Here is a 15,464-nt window from a genome sequence, read left to right as displayed (position 1 = left end):
GGTTTGCTCTAAGACGCAGCTTTTACCCGAATGGGTGAAAAGTATTTAAAAAAAGAATTACCTAAAGGTCAGTATTCCATTTTTAAGGTCTGCTTGCATTCCTGAAGTAATTTTTAAATTATTGATCACTACATCCAGGGGCAGGTTTTTATCAATTTCGCCGGTAAAAGTTTGTTCGGAGACTCGTTGGTTCTGCCATGCGACTTTTACATCAAACCAGCGGGTTAAGACCTGCGAGATCTGGGATAATGATTGATTATGGAAGGAATAGGTCCCATTTCGCCAGGAAAGCACTTCTTGTGGATCAAATATTTTGACCTCCAGATTGTCTTTTCCTATTGTTGCTTCCTCTCCTGGTTTTAATTTGATAACCTGACTGTCTTTTTTCGCGGATACAGACCCCTCGACAAGTGCAGTGCTGAAGTTTCGAGCGGTATAGGCATTCACATTAAAAGAGGTTCCGTGCACATGAACATCAGCATAGGAGGTATGTACAATAAATTCTTGCTGCTTGTTCTTTGCTACTTCGAAATACGCCTCTCCTGTTAAATAAACCTCTCTTGTTTGTCTTCCAAATTGGAAAGGAAAACGCAGACTAGATGCTGCATTCATCCACACAGTAGTACCATCTGATAATTTAATCTTATAGTCTTTTGTAACCGGAACAAAAATCGTAGCCCATTCTTTACTATCGGCATTATCAGATGCGTAGCTTAACTCCTTTTGTTTTGCGTTGATTTGAGTTTGGCCTAATTTAATTCTCTTGTTATTCGAAAGATCTACAGCTTTTCCATTGTCAGTTTTAAGATATACCTCTTTAAATTCCTGCTCCTCAATGTTTGAAAGTCCTTGTTTTGTGGAATTGAAATACCATGCCAGGGGAAGTACAATGGTCAGTATTGCAGCCACAGCAGTTAATGCCCATCTGTTTCTGCTGAAAACCGAGCCTGGTTTTTGATGCAGGCTTGTGGCTGTTTTATCCCAAGCCTCATCCGCACTCAATCCGGATAAGAATGCAGTTCCTTTAGCGCTTCCCATTTTGGCTTCCAGTACTTCCCAAAATCTTCGCAGTTCGGCATCGTTTGAAATGGCATGCTCAGCAACGAGGTTATCCTCTTTAGAGATCGTTCCTGCTATCTTTTCAAATAAAAGACCTTGTATATATTCCTCGTTGTACTCCATTACTACACATTAGACGCAATTAAGCGATTATCAGGTGAATATTTCATTTAAAATTGATAAGTTTTTTTTGCAAGGCCTTTACTGCCAGTTTTAAATGGGTTTTTATGGAGTTTACAGACAGGCCCATTTCCTCCGCTGCTTCCTTATACTTTTTATCTTCCAGGTACACCAGCTTAAATGCCTTTTGGCGCTGGGATGGTAATTGGCCAAATATTAGCTCAAACTTTTTTTCGTAATCATTTTGCGGAACCGTTTCCTGATCCTCTTCGTCCTGCCAGTTTTGTTCTTCTGTATATCTATTGAGCCTACGTTCAGCAGTTTTCTTATCTCTGAGCACTGTTAAGCAACGATTGTGGGCTGAACGAAGCAAATAGGCTTTTACAGAGGTATTGACAGAGAAAAAAAGGTTATTTTGCCAGATGGAAATAAACAGGTTCTGCACCAGATCCTCGGCCTCCATATCGTCCTCGAGCATGAAATATGCTTTAACGGAAAGTGCCTTATAATATTTCTTAAAAATCAGCTCATAAGCAGAGTAGTCCCCGCTTTTAAGTTGATCCAGTAATATTTGGTCTTCGTTTTCCATGCTACAATCAAGTAGGTTATTTAGGTTCTGAATATATAAAGCTAATAATTATATAACACGCAAAACCAAATTTCAAAAAAAACACACACAATAGCGCACCTCCCTATAGCTATTATTTATACATTTACTGCATTATTATTAATGTGTAATGGGTCATCATAAAAACGTCCACAAATTAAGCGCTGCAGGTTTATTAATTAGCTTAGGTATCATTTATGGGGATATCGGTACCTCTCCGCTCTATGTTTTCAAAGCCATCATTGGTGAACGTCTGATTACACCAGATCTAATTCTAGGCGGCTTATCCTGCATATTCTGGACGCTTACTTTACAAACTACCATTAAATATGTGGTCATTACCTTACAAGCGGACAATAAAGGTGAGGGTGGTATTTTCTCCCTATTTTCTTTAGTAAAGCGCAAAGCAAAATGGTTAATCATACCTGCCATGATTGGTGGAGCCGCCTTATTGGCTGATGGCATTATGACCCCTGCGGTTACAGTTTCTTCTGCGATTGAAGGTCTGGGATTAATTTATAAGGATTTACCTACGGTACCTATTGTACTAGCTATCATCGTCTTTCTATTTGTTCTACAGCAGTTTGGAACTTCTTTAGTGGGCAGAGCCTTCGGTCCCATTATGTGGCTGTGGTTTACCATGATCGCGGTTTTAGGTTTTGTATACATTATGGAACTTCCTGAGATCTTAAAGGCGATTAATCCTTATTATGCTTATCATATCCTGACCACTAATCCGCAAGCATTTTTAATTATCGGAGCGGTATTTTTATGTACAACTGGAGCTGAGGCATTGTATTCTGACCTAGGACATTGCGGCCGTTCGAACATCAGAATTAGCTGGATTTATGTGAAGATTTGTTTGGTTTTAAATTATATGGGCCAGGGCGTTTGGTTATGGAAACTACAGGGCACCCATTTGGGCGATGTAAACCCCTTTTATCAATTGATGCCGGGTTGGTTCCTGATCTACGGTATAACGATAGCAACTATCGCAGCAGCAATTGCCAGTCAGGCGCTTATTTCAGGTTCATTTACCTTAATTGCTGAAGCTGTTAGGTTAAATCTATGGCCGAAGGTTAAAATTAACTATCCTAGTGAGCAGAAAGGGCAACTTTATGTACCTTCTATGAACTGGATCTTAATGAGCGGATGTATTATTGTGGTATTGATCTTCCAAAAATCTGTAAATATGGAGGCGGCCTATGGTCTATCTATTACGGTAGCCATGCTCATGACTACGATTCTAGTTTCAGTATTCCTTTTAAGGAAAAAAGTACCTAAATACCTGATCGCGATATTTTTAACGATTTATGGTATTATTGAATTGACATTCCTTGCAGGTAATGCAGCAAAAATACTTCATGGCGGCTGGTTTACTGTAATTCTGGGGATGGCGATATTCTCTGTAATGTGGACCTGGTACAATGGCCGTAGAATCAGAAACAGGTACATGAAATTTGTGGATATCGAAGAGTTTTATCCGGTGATTAAAAACATTAGCTCTGATCAATCCATTGCTAAATATGCATCTAATCTGGTTTACCTCACCAGTGCGAATTTCAATACGGAGATTGAATCTTCGGTGATTTATTCGATCATCCAAAAACACCCTAAACGAGCCGATGTATACTGGTTACTGCATGTGGATGTAACGGACGAGCCTTATACCATGGAATATGAAGTAGACCATATGATCCCGGAGAAACTGATCAGAATAGATTTCAGATTAGGCTTCCGGGTTGAACAACGAATAAATGTCCTGTTCAGAAAAGTGGTTGAAGAATTGGTAAAAAGCGGTGAGATTGACATCACCAGTAAATACGAATCCTTAAAGGCATTAAAAATACCCGGCGATTTTCGCTTTGTGGTAATTGAGAAAATTCTATCCAACTCGAGTAGTCTTCATTTTATAGAAAGATTAACCATTGCTTATCATAAGATCCTTAAGCACATGAGTATTTCTGAAAGAAAAGGTTTTGGACTGGATTCAAGTTTTGTGAGTGTGGAGCAGGTTCCATTGATCGTAGATGTTCCGGATCCCATTCATATGAAAAGGATTAAGTAAGCAATGGATCGATTCTCACTGAGCCCTCAATTAACGCGTCTAGTGACCTGCTTAAAATCTCCACTGCATCGTCCATTTCTTTTTTGTCTAAACTACCAAATCCTAAACGAGTAGCGGTAAGGTTTTTGGTTTGGTACAAAATCGTTTTTGGCAAGAATAGTCCATTTGCAGTACATTTCTTTTGAAACTTTATCAGGTTAAAGTTATCTAGCCATTGAACCCAAATCGCTAATCCGCGGGGTGGGACATGAAACTTGATCCTATCTTTTAATTTTTCAGTCAATAGAAAAGCAAAATAATCCCTGCGTTCTCTATAGATCTTTCTATTCTTTTTCGAAAGTCGATGAACCTCTCCATCCTGAATCCAATCAGTCAGGACCTGCTCTTTAATCACATCTATTCCCGGCTCTAAAATATTTTGGTGCTTTTCCAATTCCTTGATGAACGCTATTGGTGCTGCAACAAAGCCATAGCCGAAACCTACAGGCAATGATCTGGCGAATGACCCAACATACACTACCCTTTCCTGTGAATCAAAAGCAGCTAATGGTAATATTGGATTGTTATCATAGTGAAAATCAAAATCGTAATCGTCCTCTAAAATGATAAAGCCATATAGACTGGCCAATTCAAGTACCTCCATCCGCCGTTTAGCACTAAGCGAAATTGTAGTTGGATAATGATAATTGGAAGTAAGATACAATACCCTAATCGTATGTTCTTCGCAAACCTTCCTCAGCTGTGCTGTATCAATTCCCTCATCATCAATAGGCACTGGAATAATATGTGCACCACTATCCGACAAGGTCATATTCGACAAATAATAGCTGGGAGCAGCAACGATAACCTTATCACCTGCTGAAATCAGTAGCTTTGTAACCAAATACAGACTAATCTCATGACTGGTTGTGGTGAGTAAGTTCGATTCAGAGATTCGCAGCCCCCTGGTTAAGTTTAAAAAATTAGAAAACTGCTTTTTAAAAGTCAGATGCGACTGAGTCTGGATCTGTTCCCAGGTCCTTTTAACCTGTTGTCTTTTCAGTTTTGAGACATAAAGTCTTGCCAAAACATCAGTATGAACAAGCCTCAAGTCTGGCAAACCATCATTAAATTGTAAAGCCAGGTCACTTACCTCAACTGGATTTTCCAACAATGATGAATGCTTGAAAGTAAAACTTGTAAAAACCGCCGATTTCTCCAGGCTTAAGGATGGACCAGCCGTCTTTGTATTTTTCTTTTTTTGATCTGATAAGATAAATGTTCCCCTATTTGGCAGAATTTCGATAAAACCTTGCGATTCTAAATCGTCAAAAGCTTTGATCAATGTATTTCTGTTTACCGCTAATAACTTACACAATACACGTGTACCAGGAAGCTTTGTACCCTCTGGAAGTAGGCCCAATTGTATGGACTTAATGAATTCAAAGACGATCTGTAGGTAAATCGCTGTGCCTTCGTCAGGCTTAAGTTGAATGAAACTTTTGAAGGGAATTTGAACCGGACCATCCATTATCTTAAAACTGGTACACTTTAGTGGTACGGCAAGGTACTACTTTTGTCGAAATTTATAAGGAATGAAGAAAATTTACTTTGCTTTATTCATGCTTTTATGCAGTAATTTATATGCGCAAAAAGGCCTGGATAGTGTTATCAGGATTAAAGAAGTAGTGATCAACGAAAATGGGTTCAGTACTCCGATCTCTAAACAAAACAGAAATGTATATGTAATCGATAAAGAAATGATTGCCAAATTACCGGCTCGTAGCATCCAGGAATTGTTACAATATGCCAACGGAGTCGATATAAGGCAAAGGGGGCCTTTTGGAACGCAGGCTGACATCAGTATCGACGGAGGAAGTTTTGAGCAGACTGTAGTGCTTTTAAACGGTGTGAAGATCATTGATGCGCAGACAGCTCATAACATGCTTAACCTGCCTATTCCGGTCGAGGCTATTGAGAGAATTGAAGTGGTCCGGGGACCTGCTGCCAGAATATATGGAATCAACAGCTTAACAGGGGCTATCAATATCATCACCCGAAAACCAACCAAATCAGGCTTCCTGGTCGATGTACACGGAGGTTCTAACTTCGAAAAGGACACTGAAGGAACAGGAAAGACATTTTATGGAGAGGGTATTCAAGTGGGCGCCGCTTTGAGCAAGAAACATCAGCAACATTCCCTTTTCGGATCTTATGATAAAAGTAACGGTTATCGATTTAACACCCAGTTCGATAATGCTAAACTTTTCTATCAGGGAAACATCCAAATTGATGATTCAAATGAAATCATGACTTCATTTGGCTATACCAACAATGAATTCGGAGCAAATGGATTTTACGCAGCACCTGGAGATAAGAATTCGATCGAAACCGTTCAAACCACCCTTGTGGCTGTACAATCCAAACACCTCTTATCCAGCAAATGGACACTAAAGCCAAAATTAAGCTACAGATATAATTTCGATGATTATAGCTATTTAGGGGCCTCTAGTCCAACAGCTGGCAGAAGTAAGCATTATACAAATTCAATAGCTGCCGAAGTCATCACTTCCTATAAAACCAGCGCGGGTGAATTGGGTTTCGGTACCGAAGTTAGAAGAGAAGATATTAAGTCTTCTAATATTGGCCAGCACCATCGAGAGAATCTGGGTATCTATGTACAGTACCAGACCTACCTATTTGAGAAGCTCAATCTAAATTTTGGTACCTACCTAAATTATAACTCTGATTATAAGTGGCAGATCTATCCAGGAATCGATGCGAGTTACGCCATAACTGATATGTTTAAGATTATTGGAAATATTGGAACAAGCCAAAGGATTCCTTCCTTTACCGATTTATATCTGAATCAACGCCCTGCGAATATTGGAAATCCAAACCTTAGTCCCGAAAATGCACTACAAGGAGAACTGGGTTTCAAAATCACCAAAGGAAACTTCAGTTTCAACTCCAATTTTTTTCGCAGGAGGATTAGCAAGTTTATAGATTGGACTCGGGCAGTTAATACTGATCCATGGCAAAGTAATAATGTAGGAAATCAAGTTACTGGAGGGATAAATATGCGATCAGATTATTCCATGAACGTTTCTGAACGCGCCAAACTGAATATAAACCTTGCTTATTCTTATTTGGATTCTAAAAATAGTGAGATGGAAACTGGGCTTGCTTCAAAATATCAGATCTCATCGTTGAAACATCAATTGACCAACACCATCGATTTCCAATACCTCAATTTTTCAATAATGGCTGCAACACGTTTTAATCAACGGATATCAGGCCCCTCTTATTGGATAAACGACTTCAGGTTAAGTCAGTCGATTCATAAAGTAACGATCTTTATGGATGCGCAAAATATCTTTAACACGAAATATTATGAGATTGGAGCTATTCCACTTCCCTCACGTTGGCTCAGTTTAGGGCTAAAATTTGTAAATTTCTAAACCCTGCTAAAATTCTATGAAAAGCAAAAGAGGGTGTAAACCTACACCCTCTTAACTATTTTAATTTCCAATCAGGTCTTTCGAAATGGCAGGTATATCCGTTCGGATTCTTTTGCAAATAATCCTGGTGCTCTACCTCCGCATTCCAAAAATCAGTCGCAGGAACAACTTCAGTTACAATTTTTCCTGGCCATATACCAGAAGCATCCATCTCAGCGATTAAAGCCTTTGCAGTTTCTTCCTGCTGCTCATCCAAAAAGAAAATGGCCGAACGATAAGAAGTACCGATATCATTTCCCTGTCTATTTCGAGTTGATGGGTCATGAATCTGGAAAAAGTATTCAAGAAGTTTACGATATGATAATTGTGCCGGATCAAAGACAACCTCTATACCTTCCGCATGTGTTCCATGATTCTTGTAAGTTGCATTAGGCACATCCCCACCTGTGTATCCAACTACCGTTGAAATGACACCTGGGTAATGTCTTATTAATTCTTCTACTCCCCAAAAGCAACCGGCTGCCAGAATGGCTTTTTCAGTATTCATATCAATTCTTTTTTTAAAACAAAGGTACTGCGTGGTTGTGTAAATGGCAAGTCGGCCTCTTTATTATTACTTTCTGCTGAACTTAATCTCCATGGTTTTCATTTCCTTACCATCGGTAGTGCAATACATCTCCAAAACTTGATTGTTATCATCCACTAGTTTAAAGACCTCCCGGACATCCATATCCTTACCTGTAGCAGGATCAACGCATTTCCCCTTAAAGTTAATGGTTTTCGTCGCTTCATCCCAAGTACCATCCATCACCATCATCCCAGTACCCATATTGTCTATCCAGGTAGATGTAAATGTTTTCTTGGCGTTGTCATACGCCAGAAGACTCATCCCTTCAAAAGGCATACCCATCATTGTACCTTTATGAGTAGATTGCTGGTACCGCCCACCCAAAATCATTTTATTTTCACAAACGCTTTTACTTTTTTCTGGTGGAGCACCAGGCTTCATCCACATGGTTACATCGCTATCCCAGGTCCCGTCGCTCTTTGCAATCATTTTGTGTACATCCCCTGGTGTCATGTAGGCTTGCCAGGCTTTCATCATGGCGTCGTCCTGAGCTTTAATACCACTGGTTACGGCTAGCATTAGCAAAGCCATAACAGATAATGTTAACTTTTTCATATCAATTAGAATTAGTTTTCCCTTACCTAAATTTACGAAAAAAAAAGGGCTTAAATGTCAAAGAGCTCCGACATCCATCTGAGCTCTTCATTATCAACTAAACCTAAACTTATAAATACTAACCAAATATTTATACCGCAAAAATAAAGGCTCATTATTAAAGCTGTGTTAAGGCTATATCAACTGTTAATATTTTTATATCTAAATTAGCCGCTTATTTAAACATCGCTCTTGCAATGAAAATACACTATACCTTTCTGTTAAGCTATTTAATTCTACTTGTGTCCTGTAATTCAACAGAGACCGATCAGCAAAGTAAAAAATCTGATTCTGTACACAATCCAGTTGAATCTACAAGACTACCTAGTGAGACATTGCAAACAACTGCAGTAAAAGCCAAATACTCAGAGATCATCAAAATAGATTACCTGAAAAATAAGGAGATTCTGGACATCCTACCACTGTTACCGGATAGTGCCATGACAAGCTGGGAATGGAAAAAAGAAGAACGAGAAGGCTGGGTCCGGAGTCTGGCAGCTAACAACCAGTTTACGGATACCACAAAAAACTACAACACGATTAACAAATTAACCCCCAACTATTTTGAAACCCTCGTAGTAGATGGCTTATGGACCGTAGCGCTTTATAAGCTATCAGAAAATCATTACATCGTAATCACGAACGACATAGTGGGTGATGGATATGATATCAATGCATTTGAAGTGAAAGATCAGCAGATCCAAGCTATAAGCGTTGATAATCTAATCGGAACAAAACCCGGAGACTTACTGCTTAAAAATAACAGCGAAAAATGTAAATCATTTATATCAGAAAAAGACATGGGGATGTTCACGTACGACTTTTCCGATCCGGACATAATCCGCATATATTGTGATTATTTAACCAAAAAAGAAAATAGTGCGTGTTTCAAAGGCAACGAGGTCACCCTTAAATTCAATAAAGATTTAAAACGATTTGATTTTATAAAAATAAGCTGGCGTGATCGCCCAGTCTATGACTAAGGACCTCGAAGAGGCCATAAAACCCTGTTAGGATTGAAGCTTCAAATAACTCAGTGGTGTTTTTCCCGTATAGGTTTTAAAGTCTTTTAGAAAGTGGTTTGAATCGTAGTAGCCATTTGATATTGCAATTCGCATCAAATCGACATCTTCATTTCCTACCAATTCAAGATATGCGTGAATAAAGCGTTGGAGTTGAATATACTCTTTAGGCAAAAGTCCAATATTTTTCACAAAACTCCTTTCCAGCCACTTATAGTTTACACCAGCATCATTGGTCACATTTCGCACAGTGCTGTTTCCTTTTATTTTATGGATATAATCCAATGTTTTTTGCAAAACGTCAGGGGTACCGATCTGTGTAAAAGAACTTTGAACATATGTTTCGATAAATTCGATCTTTTCTTCGATAGCATTACATTCAAAAAATTCTGCCATGCTGAAGTTATTGTTCTTCGCAAGATCCCCAAATGGAACAATTGGATTGTGTCTAAAATATTGAGCATCTAAACCAAACATCTGATAGAAAGTACTGGGATGGAAACGGACTATGAAAAGCTGCGCTGTATTGCTGTTGTATTTTATATAAACATTTTTTATCGAGCCAGCACTTGCCCATCCTCCCTTAATTTCGATTGCATCCTTCACTCCTGTTACCCCTATCGTATCTTCGTGACTTTGCAAAAATACAAGCACGGGAAAGCCGTCATTGAAAATAAGATGGTTATCATGCTTGGAATCTCTAGAGAAAACATAAAAACCCTCGATAACTGAGGCCAAGTCTTTAGACGGACTAATTCTGTACCCTTCCTCATCAAATTCCTCTAGCTGTATCTTCTCCAGATAATTTATTGGCATGCTGCAAATTTACGGGAAATGTAACTGGCTAACGAATAATACAATGTCTAATATTTACTATGAGCTCAATTTAAATGCCCCTAACTTTGTGCAAAACTGAATAACATTAATTTATGATTGTAAAAACGGAAGAAGAATTGCTTGGTATGCAGCGCGTGAGTGAAGCTGTCGGGCTTACCTTACAAAAAATGCAGGCATATACCCAGATAGGCATGTCCACAAAAGACATAGACGAGTATGGAAGACAAATATTAGAGAACCTTGGTGCAAAGTCTGCCCCATTCGAAACCTATGGTTTCCCTGGTTATAGCTGTATTAGTGTCAACAATGAATTTGCTCATGGTGTCCCTTCCGACAAAGTCAATCTAAAAAATGGTGACATCATCAACATTGATGTATCTGCAGAGTTGGGTGGTTTTTGGTCCGATAATGGTTGCTCATTTGTCGTCGGAGAAGATATTCAGGGCCTACAACATTTGGTAGACACTTCTAAAGAAATATTACTTGAAGCAATTTCACAAATTAGAGGAGGAGTCAAAATTTCTGATATCGGAAAACTAATAGAAACCAAGGCTAGAAAAGCAGGATATACTGTTATCAGAGATTTAGCTGGTCATGGCGTTGGACGTAGCTTACATGAAGAACCTGATGCGATCATGAACTATTGCGACCGTTATGATAAAAGGCGATTTAGAAAGGATTCTGTTGTTGCTATTGAAACATTTATCTCCACCGATTCAACATTTATAAAAAAGGGGGCGGATGATTGGGCTTTTGTAGGTGACAAAGGTGGATTTGTAGCCCAACATGAACACACGATATTAATAACGTCGGACAAACCAATAATTTTAACAGCAGCGAACGGAATATAAAAATTGTTCAATTAAATTCGCTGCTGTCAACAGGCTTAATTCTCTGCTCTGAATGTATTTGACATTAATTTTCTAGGGCGTTTATTTTTAAACGACTCTGTGTTGCTTGCCCCACTACTTGCATTACCCTGTAATTCTTGAGAATGGAAGTGGTTTGTTTTAAATGCTCTCGGCCGTTCTGCTCTATCTTCATCGGCTAGTTTAACACGAATCTTCCGACCTCTCAGCACCATGCCATTTACAGCGGCAATAGCCCTGTCGGCATCTGCTTGCTCCTCCATTTCGACAAAACCAAAACCTTTATGTCTTTGGGTCACTTTATCTCTTAGCAATTCTATGCTGTGTATTGCCCCATGGATGCTAAATATCTCCTTCAGGTCAGCTTCTTGTATATCTAGTGGATAGCCCACTACAAATAATTTAATCATGATTGTATTTAGTTTTGTTCGATTTCTTTTAAGCTATCCATTTTCTTGTACGCCAGGAAGCCTTTAATATCCTCAAAGTGCTCCCGAACACGCTTATTACCAAATTCGAACACTTTTTCTGCCAGTCCATCCAAAAAATCCCTATCATGGGATACCAGAATCAAAGTACCATCAAAATCCTTAAGAGCGTCCTTGATAATGTCTTTGGTCTTCATGTCCAAATGATTGGTTGGCTCATCCAGGATTAACACATTTACGGGTTCTAACAACAACTTAATCATTGCTAAACGGGTTTTCTCTCCTCCAGAAAGTACCTTAACTTTTTTCGTAGTGTCATCACCACTGAACATAAAGGCCCCCAAAAGGTCTTTAATTTTTATGGAACCATTGCTTAATGGAATCTGGTCAATGGTTTCGAATACCGTTAAGTTCTCGTCAAGCAATGCAGCCTGGTTTTGGGCAAAGTATCCAATCTTGGCATTGTGACCTACTTTTAAATCTCCTTCAAAATTGATCTCACCCATGATGGCTTTGATCATGGTCGACTTACCTTCACCATTTTTACCCACAAAAGCTACTTTTTCTCCTTGCTTGATCACCATAGATGCTTTTTCGAACACCACATGATCACCATAAGTTTTAGTCAGCTCTTCCACAATTACAGGATATTGACCCGAACGCGGTGATGGCGGGAATTTCAATCGCAATGCCGAAGTATCAACTTCATCAATCTCAATAACTTCAAGCTTTTCGAGCATCTTTACACGCGATTGTACCTGTAAGGTTTTAGAATAGGTTCCCCTAAATCGGTCTATAAATTCCTGGTTATCTGCAATAAAACGCTGTTGTTCTTCGTAAGCTTTCAGTTGGTGTACACGACGGTCAGCGCGCAATTGAAGATAATGGCTGTATTTGGCTTTGTAATCGTATATTCTACCCATAGTAACCTCAATGGTACGATTGGTAATGTTATCTACAAAGGCACGGTCATGCGAAATTACCATAACTGCTTTTGCCGAATTGATCAAGAAATCTTCCAACCATTGTATACTTTCGATATCCATGTGGTTGGTAGGCTCATCAAGTAAGATGAGATCAGGCTTCTTTAACAGAATTTTAGCCAACTCGATACGCATACGCCATCCGCCAGAAAACTCAGCGGTTAGACGAGTAAAGTCCTTGCGTTCGAAACCTAAGCCTTTTAGCACTTTTTCTACCTCTGCATCATAATTGATCTCTTCGATCGAATAAAATTTCTCACTCAATTCCGATACGCGTTCGATCAGCTTCATGTAGTCATCACTTTCGTAATCGGTACGAATAGTCAGCTGCTCATTCAGCTCATCAAGCTCTTTTTGCATCTGGTTTACCTCTTGAAAAGCTTTCATCGTTTCTTCAAAAACGGTAAGCTTATCCTCTGTAAGCAAATGCTGCGGCAAATACGCTATTACCGCATCCTTTGGACCGGTTACGCTACCAGAAGTAGGTTTAGCAGCATTTGCAATGATCTTTAGGATGGTCGACTTTCCAGCGCCATTCTTGCCCATCAGGGCTATTTTATCGTTCTCGTTTATCGAAAAGGTTACATCGCTAAATAGAGTGGTTCCGCCAAATGAAACGGAGATGTTATTTACATTAATCACAGTATGGGGTATTGAATTGTCGGCAAATATAAGAGAAAGACATCGAATTAACAGTCGACCGATTTTATTTTGAGCCGACTTTTATTCTCGCCAGTTCCATCGCCTTTTTCATGTCTGCGATACCATAACCAAAAGGCAATTCAGGATGGCCAGCTCTATCAGCAGATTTACGGATTATTTCCATTAAGTCATTATTTGTCAGTGTGGGATTGGCTTGCCATAAGCAGGCTACTAGTCCACACATGATCGGACTGGCATATGATGTCCCACTTCTATTTTCGGCTATGCCTGAAGTATTGATCACACTAGCTCCTCCACCCATAGCCATTACATCAGGTTTAATTCGACCATCAGCTGTAATTCCCCAGGATGTAAAGTAGCTTTGGGTGCCATTGCTATTGATTGAACCTAGCGTTAACACGCTCGGCGAATCGGCAGGAGTGCCTACCCATTTTTGTTCGTTCCCTGCACAGTTTACAATAAAAATCCCTTTCTTGAAAGCCATATTTGCTGCCCTGCTAGCGAAAGCGGTTCTACCATCCATATCATTAGCAGTATATCGTTGTTGTGGGAGATAATAGCCATCGCTATAGGATAGAGAAGAATTAACCAAATCTACCCCTACACTGTCTGCAAATTCTATGGCACTCGTCCAGTAATCCTCTTCGACCGGATATTCAGTTGCGCTATCTTCTGTACGTAGTAGCCAGTAATTTGCCTCTGGTGCAGTCCCCACATAGCTTCCAGGTTTGTTCACAGCCATGCATGAGGTTACCCAAACACCATGTGTATCGATGCTATATGGATCATCATTTTCATACACAAAAGATTTTGCCCCTTTAATACGTATATTACTAAATGCTGGATTGTTTTTCAACTGCATGAACCCGTCATCAATAACAGCGATATCCATTCCTTCGCCTTTAAAGCCTTGCTGATGCAGCAATTCTCCCTTTACTGTATTGATGTTCAATGCGGCCGATCCGTAATCAATTGATGTACCTAAATTGCCGGAACTTCCTGGCTGTGGGCTATCCACATATTTTTGAACCTCCGAGCTTAGTTTCCTTTTGCCCACATATACCAATACGACCTCTTTTACGAATGGTAAAGCTTTATATTTATCAATCAGAAACTGATCTTTTACGTTCACAGTCACTGTATTCAGCCATTTACTCTGAGCAACAATTGTACCTCCAATTTCGGTTATCTCCTTAAGATATTGCTTAGCTATAGGCAAATCACTTTCGTCAATGGGAATATTTCGTTTTCGACGTCTTTCAATAGCTTTTGAAGAAAGAAATGCCTCAGGCCTACCAATTGAAAAATCAGACTTCCCCTTATCGGTCAATACAAGCCTGTATTTATAGTCATTCCCATCAGTAACGATGACCTTGCATTTCGCTTCACCCTTTCCATTCAGCAGTTTTGCAAAAACGTAGGTAATTCCAGCTCCCTTAGGCCATACGACTCCTTCTAGGGTTACCTCAGCAATACGTGGATTTTCTACACGCCATTCTACAGCATCTGAAGTGCCTTCTGGAAAATTTTTAAGGATCACCGAAAGGCGTGTGCCAAAAAAGTTGTCATTTGCCAAAATGGTACTGTCCAAATTCATACGAAGGGAAGGAATTGGCACTTCTGGTTGTTCTGGTAGTTCGCTTTTTTTACATGCAGATAGAACAATAAGGAATGAGAAGAAACTTATTAGGAAATGACGAGCGTGTAATTGCATTTTAAGATATGTATTTGGATACTCTTTTTTGAATAAATGTGCTGGGTACAAATGTAGGATTAATTAATTCCAAAATCTAGAACATTTTTAAGCCTGAAAAGGGCATAGAGTAGGAAGGTAATCATTATTTGATTACCTGTCCCCTCACACCACCGTACGTGCCGTTCGGCATACGGCGGTTCATTAAACATAAACAGCTTTAGGGGCTACTATTTCTTTAAGACATAGTAGCCCTTGTTTCTTTAAAAATGCGTTGTTGAGCGTCCGGGTCAAGATCGGGCTATGCACCGTTCTCCAATGGCCTTTACGAGTATTTCCCCATTGATAGGCTTGATAGGGTTTCACCCCTAGTTTCTCAAGCTGTTTAACACGAGTCTTTACCTGTTTCCATTGGATCCAGTAGCATAGTCGGATACGACTACGAACCCATTC

13 protein-coding genes and 1 pseudogene are annotated in these 15,464 nt (G+C 39.5%); 4 read left to right on the top strand and 10 right to left on the bottom strand.

The genetic code is table 11. The features are described 5' to 3' along the window. Window positions 1–57: 57 nt before the first annotated feature. Both BLS35_RS06500 and BLS35_RS06495 read right to left on the bottom strand, forming a co-directional pair. Entirely contained in the window at window positions 58–1,182 is a 1,125-nt protein-coding gene (locus BLS35_RS06500) for a FecR family protein (RefSeq protein WP_090779032.1), read from the bottom strand. 43 nt (window positions 1,183–1,225) lie between these two features. After that, complete coding sequence (locus BLS35_RS06495; RefSeq protein WP_090779030.1) at window positions 1,226–1,768, bottom strand: RNA polymerase sigma factor; 543 nt, start codon at window positions 1,766–1,768, stop codon at window positions 1,226–1,228. Between the two features lie 148 nt (window positions 1,769–1,916). On the opposite strand from BLS35_RS06495, the gene BLS35_RS06490 reads away from it, so the two are divergent. Further along, complete coding sequence (locus BLS35_RS06490; RefSeq protein WP_090779027.1) at window positions 1,917–3,854, top strand: KUP/HAK/KT family potassium transporter; 1,938 nt, start codon at window positions 1,917–1,919, stop codon at window positions 3,852–3,854. Here BLS35_RS06490 and BLS35_RS06485 read toward each other — a convergent pair. After that, window positions 3,847–5,364, bottom strand: a complete 1,518-nt coding sequence (locus tag BLS35_RS06485) for an aminotransferase-like domain-containing protein (RefSeq protein WP_090779025.1) — start codon at window positions 5,362–5,364, stop codon at window positions 3,847–3,849. The genes BLS35_RS06490 and BLS35_RS06485 overlap by 8 nt on opposite strands. A 64-nt stretch (window positions 5,365–5,428) precedes the next feature. On the opposite strand from BLS35_RS06485, the gene BLS35_RS06480 reads away from it, so the two are divergent. Beyond that, window positions 5,429–7,294, top strand: a complete 1,866-nt coding sequence (locus tag BLS35_RS06480; RefSeq protein ID WP_090779024.1) for a TonB-dependent receptor plug domain-containing protein — start codon at window positions 5,429–5,431, stop codon at window positions 7,292–7,294. A 55-nt stretch (window positions 7,295–7,349) separates the two neighbouring features. On the opposite strand, the gene msrA is transcribed toward BLS35_RS06480, so the two are convergent. Both msrA and BLS35_RS06470 read right to left on the bottom strand, forming a co-directional pair. After that, the gene (msrA, locus tag BLS35_RS06475; RefSeq protein WP_090779022.1) at window positions 7,350–7,841 is read right to left on the bottom strand and encodes a peptide-methionine (S)-S-oxide reductase MsrA; all 492 of its coding nucleotides are present in this window, start codon (window positions 7,839–7,841) and stop codon (window positions 7,350–7,352) included. Between the two features lie 66 nt (window positions 7,842–7,907). Next, window positions 7,908–8,477: a DUF1579 domain-containing protein gene (locus tag BLS35_RS06470; RefSeq protein ID WP_090779020.1), complete on the bottom strand. Its 570-nt coding sequence runs from the start codon at window positions 8,475–8,477 to the stop codon at window positions 7,908–7,910. A 236-nt stretch (window positions 8,478–8,713) separates the two neighbouring features. On the opposite strand from BLS35_RS06470, the gene BLS35_RS06465 reads away from it, so the two are divergent. Further along, window positions 8,714–9,499, top strand: a complete 786-nt coding sequence (locus BLS35_RS06465; RefSeq protein WP_090779018.1) for a hypothetical protein — start codon at window positions 8,714–8,716, stop codon at window positions 9,497–9,499. A gap of 27 nt (window positions 9,500–9,526) precedes the next feature. On the opposite strand, the gene BLS35_RS06460 is transcribed toward BLS35_RS06465, so the two are convergent. Then, complete coding sequence (locus BLS35_RS06460) at window positions 9,527–10,354, bottom strand: helix-turn-helix domain-containing protein (protein WP_090779017.1); 828 nt, start codon at window positions 10,352–10,354, stop codon at window positions 9,527–9,529. A gap of 113 nt (window positions 10,355–10,467) precedes the next feature. Here BLS35_RS06460 and map point away from each other — a divergent pair, with 113 nt between their 5' ends. Beyond that, window positions 10,468–11,226: a type I methionyl aminopeptidase gene (map, locus tag BLS35_RS06455; protein ID WP_090779015.1), complete on the top strand. Its 759-nt coding sequence runs from the start codon at window positions 10,468–10,470 to the stop codon at window positions 11,224–11,226. A 35-nt stretch (window positions 11,227–11,261) separates the two neighbouring features. Here map and BLS35_RS06450 read toward each other — a convergent pair whose 3' ends face one another. The 4 genes and pseudogenes from BLS35_RS06450 to BLS35_RS27690 all read right to left on the bottom strand — a co-directional run. Next, window positions 11,262–11,654 (bottom strand): RNA recognition motif domain-containing protein, encoded by a 393-nt coding sequence (locus tag BLS35_RS06450; RefSeq protein WP_090779013.1) that lies wholly within the window; start codon window positions 11,652–11,654, stop codon window positions 11,262–11,264. 8 nt (window positions 11,655–11,662) lie between these two features. After that, window positions 11,663–13,297, bottom strand: a complete 1,635-nt coding sequence (locus BLS35_RS06445) for an ABC-F family ATP-binding cassette domain-containing protein (RefSeq protein WP_090779011.1) — start codon at window positions 13,295–13,297, stop codon at window positions 11,663–11,665. A 64-nt stretch (window positions 13,298–13,361) separates the two neighbouring features. Beyond that, window positions 13,362–15,032, bottom strand: coding sequence for a S8 family peptidase (locus BLS35_RS06440; protein WP_090779009.1), 1,671 nt, complete (start codon window positions 15,030–15,032; stop codon window positions 13,362–13,364). A gap of 183 nt (window positions 15,033–15,215) precedes the next feature. Beyond that, window positions 15,216–15,464: pseudogene (locus BLS35_RS27690) on the bottom strand (hypothetical protein); the annotation flags it as partial.

Source organism: Pedobacter sp. ok626 (assembly GCF_900100435.1).
Taxonomy (GTDB): Bacteria; Bacteroidota; Bacteroidia; order Sphingobacteriales; family Sphingobacteriaceae; genus Pedobacter.
Note: the sequence above shows the minus strand (reverse complement) of the source record. Positions and strands in the feature narration are given on the sequence as shown.

What these genes read in the sequence shown, in the direction of transcription:
- map (WP_090779015.1), top strand. Translation starts at nt 10,468, where the DNA reads ATGATTGTAAAAACGGAAGAAGAATTGCTTGGTATGCAGCGCGTGAGT.
- BLS35_RS06440 (WP_090779009.1), bottom strand. Translation starts at nt 15,032, where the DNA reads ATGCAATTACACGCTCGTCATTTCCTAATAAGTTTCTTCTCATTCCTT.
- BLS35_RS06480 (WP_090779024.1), top strand. Translation starts at nt 5,429, where the DNA reads ATGAAGAAAATTTACTTTGCTTTATTCATGCTTTTATGCAGTAATTTA.
- BLS35_RS06500 (WP_090779032.1), bottom strand. Translation starts at nt 1,182, where the DNA reads ATGGAGTACAACGAGGAATATATACAAGGTCTTTTATTTGAAAAGATA.
- BLS35_RS06495 (WP_090779030.1), bottom strand. Translation starts at nt 1,768, where the DNA reads ATGGAAAACGAAGACCAAATATTACTGGATCAACTTAAAAGCGGGGAC.
- BLS35_RS06465 (WP_090779018.1), top strand. Translation starts at nt 8,714, where the DNA reads ATGAAAATACACTATACCTTTCTGTTAAGCTATTTAATTCTACTTGTG.
- BLS35_RS06490 (WP_090779027.1), top strand. Translation starts at nt 1,917, where the DNA reads ATGGGTCATCATAAAAACGTCCACAAATTAAGCGCTGCAGGTTTATTA.
- BLS35_RS06470 (WP_090779020.1), bottom strand. Translation starts at nt 8,477, where the DNA reads ATGAAAAAGTTAACATTATCTGTTATGGCTTTGCTAATGCTAGCCGTA.
- BLS35_RS06485 (WP_090779025.1), bottom strand. Translation starts at nt 5,364, where the DNA reads ATGGATGGTCCGGTTCAAATTCCCTTCAAAAGTTTCATTCAACTTAAG.
- BLS35_RS06460 (WP_090779017.1), bottom strand. Translation starts at nt 10,354, where the DNA reads ATGCCAATAAATTATCTGGAGAAGATACAGCTAGAGGAATTTGATGAG.
- msrA (WP_090779022.1), bottom strand. Translation starts at nt 7,841, where the DNA reads ATGAATACTGAAAAAGCCATTCTGGCAGCCGGTTGCTTTTGGGGAGTA.
- BLS35_RS06450 (WP_090779013.1), bottom strand. Translation starts at nt 11,654, where the DNA reads ATGATTAAATTATTTGTAGTGGGCTATCCACTAGATATACAAGAAGCT.